The sequence below is a fragment of the Gemmatimonadaceae bacterium genome, from assembly GCA_020852815.1.
Taxonomy (GTDB): domain Bacteria; phylum Gemmatimonadota; class Gemmatimonadetes; order Gemmatimonadales; family Gemmatimonadaceae; genus SCN-70-22.
This window is the reverse complement of the sequence record JADZAN010000002.1, coordinates 483,741-496,244: the sequence shown is the minus strand read 5'-3', so window position 1 is coordinate 496,244 and position 12,504 is coordinate 483,741. Positions and strand designations below refer to the sequence as shown.

Here is a 12,504-nt window from a genome sequence, read left to right as displayed (position 1 = left end):
TGTGGCCGAGCGAATCCGACAGCGCGAAGATCTCCTCCGCCGACATGTCGTCGCGCTTGTTCAGGCTGGTCCAGTAGAAACAGTGTTCGCACTTCATGTTGCAAATACTGTTGATGAACAGGACCAGGAACGGCGGCGACGGGAGATCGCGATAGGAGTAGCTCGTCAGTCGCGCGTGTCTCGCCAGTCGGGAAATCGGGTTCATGCCGCGTCTCGGGAAGTGGGGGGAGGAGCCGACGGGGGAGATTCGCCTCGGCAACTCGTGATTGGCCTACCCGTGCAATCCATGTGCCTTGGGTCCCCTTTCTTGACGGCAGAAAGCGGCCGGAGTCACTCGTCGACGACGCGCCCCAACTCCTCGCCGCTGCGAACGGGCCCCGCCAGGTACCCCATCGCCTCGCCTGCAGACCAGGCGTAGAGAAAGGCGAGGGTGAGCGGGAGGGCCCGCAGAAACGCCCCCCGATCCTCACCGGCGGCCGCACGGCCAATGCGGGTGAGGAGGAGGAGGGGGAGAAAGGGGGTCATGGCGACCAGCGGGAGGCGCGAGCGCCGAGGGTTCTCGGTGAGGCGCGCCCGGGCGTAGTCCCAGCCGTGGTCGTAGCGATTCCGAATGAAGTCGGCGAAGCGGTAGGCGTGATCGTGGATGACGCGCGCCTCCGGGGCAAAGGCGAGCGTTCGCCCCTCCGCGGCAAGGCGATCGTGAACCACGTTCTCCCACGCTCCCTGACTGCACCACACGGCAATGCGCGGGACGTCGCGCCGGCGATAGGCCAGGTTGGCCATGGTGAGCAGGGGAACGGCCGCCGCGATGGCGGGGCGCGCGTAGCTGTAGAAGCCGTAGTCGGAGAGGTAGGCCGCCCAGGCCACCGCGCCGCTCCCCGCCCGGTTCTGCATTCCCCCGCCAACGATGTCGACGCCGCTTCCCAGTGGGGCGAATAGCTGTTGGAGCCAGCGCTCACCCGCCACCAGGTGGTCCTCGGTGATCGCGACCGGATCGCCGAGTGCCGCCGCGAGCCCAAGCCCGCGCAGCCGCGGAATCCCCGCCCCTGGTTGTGCCCAGACGACTGTTGCCTGCGGCAACCGTTCACGCACCACTCGCTCCTCGTCCGCGGGGGCCGAGCGCGCGATCACGAGCTGGGCGCCGGTGCGGGAAAGTTCTGGCTCGAGCGCGGCCACGGCACGCCACAGGCGCTCGAGGGGCCCCGCCGACGCGACGACGACGGAGGGGCGCACGGTGCGATCGAGTCCTTCCGATGGAGTGAGGCTCACGAGGGGGGCGGAGGGTCGGGCGCGCCGTGCCTTCGGGCGGAGGTGGAAGGTAGTCGTACGGCATCGCTTGGCGCTTAACTTGCCTGCCGACGCACGTGAGCACGAGCGTTGCCGGGCGCCCTCGCGAAGGGCAATGCCGTTGTTCGAGTTGCACCACGGCCTCCTCCCCGACCCCACGCGCCCCCGCGATGCCCCCTGCCGACCCGTCGATCGACCACATCGCGTTCTCCACTCCATCCGACGGCGCGAGGGGGGGCCCGGTGCGAGGAGGGGGCGATGCCATCGACGTGTTGTCGCTGTCCGTGGCTGGCGGGATCGTGGCGGGGGTGCTGGACGTCCTGTCGCTCGAGGCGCGTCGCCTGTGGGTCGAGCCCATCGTCTTCATCGGGCACCACACACCATGGACGGCGCCGTTGGCCACGGTCGCATTGTTCGTCCCGGTGGCGATCGGCATCCTGGTGCTCTCCCGCCTCATCCGTCAGCCGCAACTCGCCTGGGCCGCGACGCTGTGGTCGTGCACCTTTCTCGGCACGTTCGGGGCGCTGTACACCTTTCCGCAGATCCAGCGCCTGGCGGCGCTGATCCTCAGCGCCGGCATCGCGACGGTGGTGACGCGCCGCTGGAGCCATCCCGGCAACGCTGGGCGCCGCGGCATTCGACGCGCAGCGCTTGCCACGAGCGGGCTGCTGGTGATCGCTGGCGCGCTCTTCGTCTGGCGCGACGTGCGGCGCGAGCAACGGTCGGTGGGCGACACGGCACCGGAAGGGGCGCCTAACGTGCTGCTCCTCGTCCTCGACACGGTGCGCGCGATCTCGATGAGCCTGTACGGATACGAGCGCGAGACCACACCCCAACTCGCGGCATGGGGCAAGCGCGGCGTGGTCTTCGAGCAGGCGTACTCCACGGCGCCCTGGACGCTGCCGAGCCACGCCTCGATGATGACCGGTCGCTGGATGCACGAACTGTCGACCGACTGGATGGTCCCGCTGGATGCCCGCGACGCGACGCTGGCGGAAGTGCTGTCGCGCGCCGGCTATCGCACGGGGGGATTCGTGGCCAACACCGACTACACGTCGGCAGAGGTCGGGCTCGATCGCGGGTTCGGGCACTTCGAGGACTACACGCTCAATGCCTCGCAGCTCTTGCGCAGTTCGTCGCTGTGGCGCGCCCTCGCGCGCATCGAGGTCCTGCGGCGCGTGATCGGGAACCACGACAACCTCGGGCGACGCACGGCCCCGGACATCACGCACGCCTTTCGCGCCTGGGCCGCGCGCGACACCACGCGTCCATACTTCGCCTTCCTCAACTACTACGACGCGCACCGGCCGTACTTCCCGCCAGGTGCATGGGCGGCGAAGTTCCAGACGCCGGGCACCCCGCTCAACACGCGCTATCGCAAGGAGAACGGACAGGTCCCGAACCCGACGCCGGCGCAGGTCCAGGGCGCGATCGATGCCTACGACGGCGCGATCGCATACCTCGACGACCAGCTGGGGGCGCTGCTTCGCGAACTCGAATCGAGCGGGGAGCTGCGCCGGACCATCGTCGTCATCACCGCCGACCACGGCGAGGAGTTCTTCGAGCACAGGCTCTGGGACCATGGCAACTCGCTGTACGCACCGAGTGTGCACGTCCCGCTGATCGTGCTCGCTCCGGGGCGCGTCCCCGAAGGGGTGCGCGTGCCATCGCCGGTCTCGGCGCGCTCGATCCCGGCGACCATCATGGACCTCCTCCCCTTCCGCCCGGCGACGACCTTTCCCGGTCGCTCGCTCCAGGCGGTGTGGCGTGACTCCACGGTGCAGGATTCCATCTTCCTCGGCGTCCGTGAGGTGCAACGGCAACCCGAGCGATACCCGGTCTCGGTGGGCAACCTGGGTGGCGTGGTGGCCGGCACGGCGCAGTACATCCGCAACTTCGGCAACGACGCCGAGGAACTGTACGACGGGGCACGCGACCCGTGGCAGCATGAGGACCTATCGAGACGGTCGGAGTGGGCGGAGGCGCGGTTGCGCCTGCGCGCGCTCAGCGACTCGATCTTTCCCGCCAGGCGCCGGTGAGCCGGCACGCACTCTCACGCGGAAGCGACCGTGCCTGACGTGACGCCAACGCCCCAGGGGCACGACGCGCACCAGTCGGTGTCGCGGTCGTTCCTGTCACTGGGGGCAGGCGAGGCAGCGGCGCGCCTGTTCGCCTTTGCGGTGACGGCATACGCCACACGTGTGCTCGGGGCCGAGGGGTTCGGCGTGGTGGCGTTCGCGACCGCGGCGGTGCTGTACCTGTCGCGCATCGTCGACGCCGGGATCGACTTCGGCCTCGGCGTGCACGAAGTCGCCGCCAACCCGGAGCGACTCCCCGTCACGGTCCCGTCGATCCTCACGCTTCGGCTGTCGCTCGCCATTGCCTGCATCGGGTTGTTTGGGATGGGTGCATGGGCCGTGCTTCCGTCGCCCGAGGGCGGGATGGTGGCGCTCTACAGCCTGACGCTCATTCCGCTCGCCCTCGGGACGCGCTGGGTGCTGATCGGGTACCAGCGCGCGGCCCCGGTTGCCGTCGTTCGGGCGGCGGGCGAACTGCTGGCGCTCGTCATCGTCCTGCTCACGGTGCATGGCGTGGCCGACGCGCACCGGATGCCGCTGGCGCAGCTGGCGGGCGACACGTTGGCATGCGTCGGCTTCGCGTGGCTCCTGCGCACCGTCGGCCTTCGCTTCGGGATGGGGTGGGCAGGCTCGGAGGTGCGCCGGCTCCTGCGACGGGCGTTGCCGCTGGTGGGGAGCACGGTGCTGGGGCTGGTGGTGTTCAACGTCGACGTCTTCTTCATCCGACTGTATCACAACGCCGAGCTGGTGGGGCTGTACGCGGCGGCCTATACGGCGATCAGCTTCATCCTCAACCTTGGCGTCACGTACTCCATGAGCCTCCTCCCCTCGCTGACGCGGCTGGCGTCGGCGCCGGAGCGGGAGCGGGCGCTGTACCTCGCATCATACGGGAAGGTCTTCGCCCTGGCGCTCCCCATTGCGGCTGGCGGCTCGGCGCTGGCGCGGCCGCTGATGGTCACCATGTTCGGCGCACCGTTCGCCTCGGCGGGACCGGTCCTCGCCGTGCTCCTGGGCTCGATGGTGGTTTCCGTCGTGCGCGATGTCTCGGTTGTCGCGTTGATGGCGCGCCGGCGCGAGGACCTCTTGCTGCACACTGTTTGGGTGTCGGCCGCCGCGAGCGTCGTCCTCAACATCCTGCTCGTCCCCTCGCTGGGGATGATGGGGGCCGCGCTGGCCACGGTCCTCACCGAGGGGGTGCGCGGCGTGCTCGCCGTGACCTTCGCTCGCCGGCTCGGTTTCCCGCTGCCGCCCATGGTGCGCGCCTGGCGACCGGTGGTGGCGTCGCTGGCAATGGTCGCCGTGCTCAGCGTGCTGCCGACGTCATCGCCATGGCTCGCCGTCCCCGCGGGAGGAGCTGCCTACGCGCTCGCGCTCGCCCTCGTCGGAGGGCTGCGCGTGGGACGCGGTCACGGCGTGCAGCTGGTGGTATGACGCTGGGGTGGCGTTCGCGCCGGTTGAGGCATGACGTCGCGGCGGGCGCGAGTGTAGCGCCGTGCGAGGGCGGTCAGCGGAATGCAATCCGGTTGTAGACCAGGCCAATGACGCGCCCCAGCGCATAGCCCAGCACGAAGGCGTACACGAAACCGATCAGCGACCCGACGTAGGAGACGCTGTAGCCCGGGAAGAACACCGAGAGCAGGCTGAGGTGCTGTCCCGGGTTCTGCCCGCCGCGCACCACGAGAAAGAGCGTGGCGAAGAACAACCCGCCGCCAAGGACGAGCCCGAAGGCGATCCCCCACGCACGCGCATTCAGGGCAATGACCGAGCGCTGGACGTCCTGCTCCGGAGTGGTAGCCGTTGTCGGCACAGTGGATTGGGCTGGGGAGGACGAGAAGAGCCTAGATGTGGTCCAGGAACTCGCGCGTCTGGTCGAGCTCCGCGCGCGTGCGGATCGAGAACGCCGTCACCGCCAGCGCCATGTTGCGGCAGAAGGCGACAAACCATCCGGAGACGAATCCGACGAGGAAGCCCCACGCGCCGCCAATCAGCGCCCCCGTCCAGCTCACCTCATAGCCGGAGAAGTAGGTCGCCATGAGCTCGAGCGGAAAGTCCTGCGCGCGCGGGACCACGAGCACGTACACGGTGACCAGCATCATCCCGAGTGCCCCCGCGACACCGGTCGCGACACCGAATGCTGCCTTGTGCAGCGGCGCAAAGGCGAGCTCCAACGCCGGAAGGAGTCGCTCCTCCGCGGTGGTGCGCGCCGACTGCGCGGCCACGACTTGCAGGTGTGTCTTCCGCTCGCCGCTGTTGATCGGCATGGGCTCCTCGCGAGTCCTGACTATTACTCGGCGTCTCGTGTCCACGAGCTGTTACGATGCCTGGTTGGAACAGGGGGCCAGCGCTGGACACCGATCTCGGCGTATGCCTGGACGGTGGGGTTCGGAAGCGGCGGCCCCACCATCTGGTGCAGGAAGAGGCCGACCACGAACGAGATCCCGTTCAAAATGTAGTACAGGAGGTGCATCGGGATCACGCGCAGGGCGAAGATCGGACCGCGCGAGCGCAGGAAGAAGCCGAACAGGTCGTGGTTGATGATCAGGACCGCGAGCGGGCCAAGCAGTGCAATCCCCGCGATGAGCGCCGAGCGCTCCCACGCCGCCAGCAGCAGCCCCAGCAGGCCTAACCAGATGAGGGCGGTGGAGACCTTCTCCGTCCAGCGAAGGCTCAGGGCCCCGGTCGAGAGCACCGTCTTCTGGTGCGCCAGCAGCCGCGCCCACGGTATACCGCGGTCGCGCAGATCCGTTCGCACGACGCCGCCGAACGTCCAATGCTTGAGGTGGGTGACCTGGATCGTCGGCTCGAGCAGGATGCGCAGCCCCAGGCGGCGAATGCGGCCACCCAGCTCGATGTCCTCGATCTGCGGGCGAGCGAAATGCCACTCATCGTACATCCCAGCCTCGTCGAACACCGAACGGCGCACCGCGCCCGCCCCCGCCCAGAACGTCTCCGCGTCGCCGGCATTGCGCTGGTGCACGTAGTGGTGCAACAGATTCCGGTATTGCGAGACGAATCCCTCGGCCGCGGGCACCAGGTCGTACGACCCGAAGACGGCGCCAACGTCGGGCGCAGCATGCAGCACTTCGACAAGGCGGCGCACGGTATCGGGGTGCACCACCACGTCGGAGTCGAAGAACATCACGATCTCGCCGCGCGAGACCTCGAAGCCGCGGTTGCGCGCGTACGCCGGCCCGTGCGGACGCCCCGGGATCTTGACGACGGTGTCCGCATAACGAGCCGCCACGCTCGGCGTGTCGTCACCGCTGGCATCGTCGACGACGATCAGCTCCCACTGTTCCCGGGGATAGTCGCTCGCCGTCAGCGCGTCGAGGACACGCGGCAGGAGGTGCGAGGCGCGGTGCGCCGGCATGACGACGGAGACGAAGGGCTGGTGGCCACTCATGCGGCCCTCCCTGCACCCTGCACCAGTCGGCGCACGCGACGCGCCTGCGCACGCAACCACAAGCGCCCGCGAAAGGCAGCCGTCCCCCAGGCCTCGAGCTGCCCGGGGTCGCGGAAGTAATACATGTCGAGTCTCGGAAGGAGCGCGCGATCGTCGTGCGGGTGGAGCGCGCGCAATTCAGTCGTGCAGGCAAGCGCAAAGACGTCGCGCACCACCGAGGCGGAGGTGTCATCCACCGCGCCGTACGGATAGGCGAATGTGGTGGGGCGCTTTCCGGTTTCGGCGGCGATGCGCTCCACGCACCCGGCCACCTCATCCTCCAGCGCCGCCCCACGCGCGCGCGTCAGGTCACGATGCCGGCGCGTATGCGCGCCGAGCGTGACTCCGTTGCGAGCCACCCGTGCGAGGGTGGACCAGGACATGAGCGGGAGTGTCGGGATCCCGGGCGCATCGCTCCCGCCCCACGCATTTGTCCCCCCGGCGTGCTCCGAGACGACGAACACCGTCGATGGGAGCCCGTGCTCGGCGAGCAAAGCCGCCCCTTCGGTCGCGAAGTTCTCGAAGCCGTCATCGAACGAGATGGCCACCGCGTCATCGCTGTCGTCGGTCGCCACGAGTTGTTCCAGCGGGAGTACGCGCACCGCACCAGAGGCCAGCCACCGCACGTGCGCGCGAAAGGCCGCGGGGCTCACCGAGATCGGGGAGCCACTCGGGTCGATCGAGTGATACGTGAGGATGGCGCGCATCAGGTCAGGATGGTCAGGATGCCCCGACGCCCGGGCGAGCCGGCGTGTACGCCGAAAGGCGCGCGCGCTGGTCGGCAACGACGTCACGGATGATCACTTCAAGAGACGTGCTCGGACGAAAGCCGGTCACGCGCTCCAGCTTTGTGACGTCGGGCACGCGCCGCATCATGTCCTCGAAGCCGGCGGCGTACGCCTCGCCATAGGGAACGAGCCGGATCTCGGAGCGGGAACCGGCCGCGTCGCGCACCTGCTCGGCCAGGGCGCGGATCGAGATCTCCTGCGTGGCTCCGACGTTGAAGACCTCGCCGATGGCAGAAGGCGAGGCGATGAGGCGTAGCAGCGCCTCCACCGCGTCGTTCACATGGCCAAAGCAGCGCGACTGATCGCCGGAGCCGTACACCGTGATGGGTTCATTACGCAGCGCCTGGGCGGCGAAGCTGGGGAGCACCATTCCGTACTGCCCTGTCTGGCGCGGCCCCACCGTGTTGAAGAAGCGCGTCACGATGACGGGGACGCCCTTCTCGCGCAGGTAGGCCAGTGCGAGCCATTCGTCGAGCGCCTTGGAACAGGCATAGGCCCAGCGCGAATGCGTCGTGGGGCCGAGTTGCAGGTCCTGGTCTTCGCGGAAGGGGAACGAGGTCGACTTGCCATAGACCTCCGACGTGGAGGCGACGACGACGAGCTTCCGCTTTCGCGACGCCGCTCCCAGGACCACCTCGGTGGCGCGCACGTTGGTCTCGATCGTGTGCACCGGCTTCTCGACGATCAGCTTGACGCCGACGGCGGCCGCCAGGTGCACGGTGATGTCGGCGCCGTCGACGAGTTCGGCGACGAGCGGGACATCGAGCGCTGAGCCGATGCGATAGGCAAAGCCGGGACGCGCGATGAGGTGCTCGATGTTGTCCATGCTGCCGGTGGACAGGTCGTCCAGCACCTGCACCCGGTCGCCGCGATCGAGGAGGCGTTCCGCGAGATGGGAACCGATGAACCCGCACCCACCGGTGATGAGGACCTTCACACGACCTCCAGCTGTGCTAACGCGTCCAGGACGCGGCGGTTGGTCCGGCGCGCGGCCGCGCGCCGGACGATGTCGAGATACTGCGGAATCACCACGCGCTCCGACCAGTGCTCGGCGTAGGCGCGATAGCCGGCGCGCGAGCGTTGCGCGCGATACGACGCGTCCTGCTGCAGGCGGCGCATGGCGCCCAGCAACTCGTCCTGCGACTCGAACAGCTCGCCCCCTCCCGAGCGCTCGACGATCTCCGGGAATGGCCCCAGGCGGCGGGCGATGACCGGCGTCCCCTGGCGGAACGACTCGATGAGGACGATGCCGAACGTCTCGAAGCAGAGCGACGGGACGACGAGGGCGAGCGCGTGTTGATAGTACTGGCGCAGTGCCTCGGGCGCGACCCGCCCGAGGAACTTCACGTTAGGCATCCCGTCCGCGAGCTCGCGCAGCGTCGCCATGTAGTTCCCGTCGCCGGCAATGAGCAGGTCGGCGTCGGGAAAGCGACGGAAGACGGGGATCACGTCCTGCAATCCCTTGATGATCTCGAGCCGCCCGACAAAGAAGAAGTACGGCCGGTCGTGCGGCGCCGCCCCCGCCGGGCGCGGGGCCTCCTCCTGTTCGGGATCGGGGAGAAAGTACGGCAGGACCTCCATCTCGCGCGCGAAGCCGAACTCGGCATGCTTGCGCCGCGAGAACTCGCTCATCGCGATGATGGCGTCGACGCGCTCCAACTCTCGTTCGAGGTAGCCGGTGCCGCGCCAGAACTGCGGCGGGCGGCCATAGGCCAGCGTGCACCGCACGCACTCGCGCCCCGTGCACAGCTCGCGATTGTGGCGCCAGAGGACGTGCATGGGACAAACGAGCCAATGCTCATGCGCCATGTACAGCGTCACGGCATCGCCCCCGTATTGCAGCACGCCGGGGCCGCCAAGCAGCGAGATGTTGTGGAAGTTCACGACGTCGAACCGCCCGTCGCCCACGATGCGCGCGAGCCGCCCGCCATTCACCACCGGGCGCCCCAGCTGCTGCGTGAGCACCGCCGACAGCAAGGGGACGGACGACTTGAGCCGGATGACCTCGACCCCTTCGTCGTCGTCGCGCAGCGGCGCGACGGGCTCCGGCGTGGCGCGCAGCAGGTTGTAGGCGTCGGCGTCGTGCACCACGGTCACATGATGCCCACGCTTCACGAGTCCGCGCGACAGGCGCTGGATCCCGATCCCGTCCCCTCCGAAGTTGTAGGGCGGGTAGAACGTGGTGAGCATGAGGAATCGAAGCGCGCTCACGCGGCCGCCTCCTCCAGGGCGCCGAGTGCGGCACGCGCCCCCGACTCCCAGGTCAGGCGCCGCGTCTGCGCCAGCGCCGCCGCCCCTAACGAGTCGCGCAGGGCGCGGTCGGTGGCCAGGCGTCGCATCGCGACGGTGAGCGCCGCCAGGTCGCCCGGCGCGACAAAGATCCCTCCCCCCGCCAGCAGCTCGGGGAGCGGACTCTCCGTAGTGGCAATGACGGGGGCGCCGCACGCCGCCGCCTCGACGGCCGGCAGCCCGAACCCCTCGCACTCCGACGGGAGGAGCGCCGCGATGGCCCCGGCGTGCAGCTGCCGGAGGCGCTCATCGGGGACGAAGCCGGTCCAGTGCACCAGCGCCTCCGTCCCGCACTCGGCCACGATCCCCCGCAACCTCCCGGACTCGCCATGAAAGACGTCGCCCGTGAGCGTCCCCACCAGCAGGAGGTGCGGCGGATGCTCGAGCTCGCGCGCCAGCGCGGCATGCGCGCGCAGAATGAGGTCGAGCCGCTTGTGCGGGTTGAAGCCCCCCACGTAGGTGAACCACCCCGACTCGTCAGGCACCCCTGCCTCGCGCGCCGCGGCACGGCTCTCGTCAGGCGCAACGGGGTGATACGCCCCCGCCGGCGCCTCCACCGCCACGCGCAGGCGCGACGGCGCGATCCCGAGGACGCGCTCGAGGTCGCGGCGGGCGTAGTCCGACACCGTGAGGACCAGCCGGCTCTGGGCGATGGCCAGCTTCACCTTGAGCTTCCAGAACAGGCGCGCGCGCGCCGTGGGGAGCGTGAGGTGCGGGAATCGCTCGGCGATGGCGTCGTGGATCGTCACCACGGCGCGCAGGCCCGGCGGGAGCGGGAAGTAGGTGTAGACCGAGGGGGAGAAGAACACGTCGGGCCGCGCCGCGCGCACCGCGCGCGTGAGCCGCAGCATGTCGGCCACGCTGCGCGCACCATCGGCCGCCGCGGCCAGCGTCGGCGACGCATCGAGCGCGACTTCCACGCGCTCCACGTTCGGCGCGTCGAGCGGGAAGGCGTCGAACGCCCGCCGGTCGCCCACACAAACGAATCGATGCTGCGGCGCCAGTGTGACCATGGCTTGCATCAGCTCGCGCGCGAACCGTCCGTACCCGCGCGCGTTGGCCCAGCACGTGGCATCGACCCCGATCCGCACCTCGCGTTCACGCGACGCCGGCGCGAGGCATCGGCGCCGACGCGGGAGGTGCCCCCTTCGAGACATCGGGCTCGAGCTTCTGCTCCTCGTGGTACTCGTAGTCCGTGTTGACCGCCCACACATCGTGCTGCGCACCGCGCATGTTGGCAATCGCCATCATCGCCGTGAGCATCGAGTGATCGGCGTTGTTGTACTTGTGCATGCCATTGCGCCCGACGGTGTGCAGGTTGGGGATGGCGTCGATGTACGTGCGCACCGTCTTGAGGTGATCGGCATAGACCGAGTCGTAGACGGGATACGCCTTCTGCTGCCGCACCACGCAGCCGTCGAAGATCTTCGACGGGTCGGCGAGCCCGAGCTGTCCCAGCTCCTGGCGCGCAAGGTCGATGAGATCCTCGTCCTTCGAGGTCCAGAGCCCGTCGCCCTCGAAGCAGAAGTACTCGAGCCCGAGGCAGGTCGTCCCCGGGCGCGGCACCATCGCCTTGCTCCAGTTGTTGAAGTTCTGGATGCGGCCGACCTTGACCCCCGGTGTATGGATGTAGATCCAGTTGTCCGGGAACAGGTCCTCCTGGTCCACCATCACCGCGACGGTGAGGAAATCGCGATAGTTGAGGCCATCGCCCCCGTGCATGATGTCGGCGGGCGGCCGCGGGTCGAACGAGCGCACGAGGTGCTTGATGGGCATCGTGCTGATGAAGTGCTGCGCCTCGATGCGGCGCTCCCCCACCGGCGACTGGGCGCGAATGGCGACCACCTCGCCGTCCTTCATCTCGAGCGCCGTCACCTCGTGCTTCATCAGGACCTGCCCGCCCATCTCCTCGATGCGCTGGGCTGCGGTCTCCCACATCTGCCCCGGGCCAAAGCGCGGGTACTGGAACTCGTTGATGAGCGTCTTGATCGATTCACCGCGACGCTGGAGCGAAGCCGCGTTGAGGATCGCCTTGGCCAGCGACAGCCCCTGGATACGCTGTGCCGCCCACTCCGCGCGAATCTCGTGACAGGGAATGCCCCAGACTTTCTCTGTGTAGGTCTTGAAGAAGATCTCGAACAACCGCTTCCCGAAGCGGTTGGTGACCCACTGTTCCAGGTTCTCCTCGACGGGATAGGGCTGGAAATGCCACTTCACGTAGCTGGCCACGCAGCGAACCGTCTCCCAGATCCCAAGGCCGAACAACGCATTCTTCGCCTTGAGCGGATAGTCGAAGTACTTGCCGATGTAGTGAATGCGCGAGAGGCGCGGCACGGAGATGAACTCCGATCCCAGGATCTCCTTCCAGAGCTCCTCGACCGGCGCAATCTTCGTGAAGAACCGGTGTCCCCCGATGTCGAAGCGATAGCCGTTGTAGCGCGCCGTGCGCGAGATGCCGCCGACGATGTCATCCGACTCCAGCACCGTTACCGCGACGCCATCCTTCGCCAGCAGGTACGCGGCCGTGAGCCCGGCCGGGCCGCCGCCAATGACGACGACACGATCCCCGTGCTTAAGCTGCGCTACGCGACGTGGTGTACTGTCTGCTGTCCCGCTCAAG

The 12,504-nt window shown here is 68.6% G+C and carries 12 protein-coding genes; 2 read left to right on the top strand and 10 right to left on the bottom strand.

Going from position 1 to position 12,504, the window contains the following annotated elements; genetic code table 11:
* A partial coding sequence (locus IT359_03035; GenBank protein ID MCC6927946.1) for a hypothetical protein occupies positions 1 to 205 on the bottom strand: 205 nt, incomplete at its 3' end.
* A 125-nt stretch (positions 206 to 330) separates the two neighbouring features.
* The gene (locus tag IT359_03030; GenBank protein MCC6927945.1) at positions 331 to 1,269 is read right to left on the bottom strand and encodes a hypothetical protein; all 939 of its coding nucleotides are present in this window, start codon (positions 1,267 to 1,269) and stop codon (positions 331 to 333) included.
* A gap of 188 nt (positions 1,270 to 1,457) precedes the next feature.
* Here IT359_03030 and IT359_03025 point away from each other — a divergent pair, with 188 nt between their 5' ends.
* Positions 1,458 to 3,326 carry a sulfatase-like hydrolase/transferase gene (locus IT359_03025; GenBank protein ID MCC6927944.1) on the top strand — a complete coding sequence of 623 codons (1,869 nt, stop codon included), beginning with the start codon at positions 1,458 to 1,460 and terminating at the stop codon, positions 3,324 to 3,326.
* A 30-nt stretch (positions 3,327 to 3,356) separates the two neighbouring features.
* Complete coding sequence (locus IT359_03020) at positions 3,357 to 4,796, top strand: oligosaccharide flippase family protein (protein ID MCC6927943.1); 1,440 nt, start codon at positions 3,357 to 3,359, stop codon at positions 4,794 to 4,796.
* Positions 4,797 to 4,869: 73 nt separating this feature from the next.
* On the opposite strand, the gene IT359_03015 is transcribed toward IT359_03020, so the two are convergent.
* From IT359_03015 to IT359_02980, 8 genes are all read right to left on the bottom strand, one after another.
* Positions 4,870 to 5,172 carry a hypothetical protein gene (locus IT359_03015; GenBank protein MCC6927942.1) on the bottom strand — a complete coding sequence of 101 codons (303 nt, stop codon included), beginning with the start codon at positions 5,170 to 5,172 and terminating at the stop codon, positions 4,870 to 4,872.
* A 31-nt stretch (positions 5,173 to 5,203) separates the two neighbouring features.
* Positions 5,204 to 5,626, bottom strand: coding sequence for a hypothetical protein (locus tag IT359_03010; GenBank protein MCC6927941.1), 423 nt, complete (start codon positions 5,624 to 5,626; stop codon positions 5,204 to 5,206).
* Between the two features lie 23 nt (positions 5,627 to 5,649).
* Positions 5,650 to 6,768, bottom strand: coding sequence for a glycosyltransferase (locus tag IT359_03005; GenBank protein ID MCC6927940.1), 1,119 nt, complete (start codon positions 6,766 to 6,768; stop codon positions 5,650 to 5,652).
* On the bottom strand, positions 6,765 to 7,514 hold the full coding sequence (locus IT359_03000; protein MCC6927939.1) for a polysaccharide deacetylase family protein: 750 nt from the start codon (positions 7,512 to 7,514) through the stop codon (positions 6,765 to 6,767). The genes IT359_03005 and IT359_03000 overlap by 4 nt, the downstream gene beginning before the upstream one ends.
* Positions 7,515 to 7,527: 13 nt before the next feature.
* Positions 7,528 to 8,532, bottom strand: coding sequence for a GDP-mannose 4,6-dehydratase (locus IT359_02995; protein MCC6927938.1), 1,005 nt, complete (start codon positions 8,530 to 8,532; stop codon positions 7,528 to 7,530).
* Positions 8,529 to 9,806, bottom strand: coding sequence for a glycosyltransferase family 4 protein (locus tag IT359_02990; GenBank protein ID MCC6927937.1), 1,278 nt, complete (start codon positions 9,804 to 9,806; stop codon positions 8,529 to 8,531). The genes IT359_02995 and IT359_02990 overlap by 4 nt, the downstream gene beginning before the upstream one ends.
* On the bottom strand, positions 9,803 to 10,906 hold the full coding sequence (locus IT359_02985) for a glycosyltransferase family 4 protein (protein ID MCC6927936.1): 1,104 nt from the start codon (positions 10,904 to 10,906) through the stop codon (positions 9,803 to 9,805). Before IT359_02985 ends, IT359_02990 begins: the two co-directional genes overlap by 4 nt.
* A gap of 76 nt (positions 10,907 to 10,982) precedes the next feature.
* On the bottom strand, positions 10,983 to 12,503 hold the full coding sequence (locus tag IT359_02980) for an NAD(P)/FAD-dependent oxidoreductase (GenBank protein ID MCC6927935.1): 1,521 nt from the start codon (positions 12,501 to 12,503) through the stop codon (positions 10,983 to 10,985).
* Between the last annotated feature and the right edge of the window lies 1 nt (position 12,504).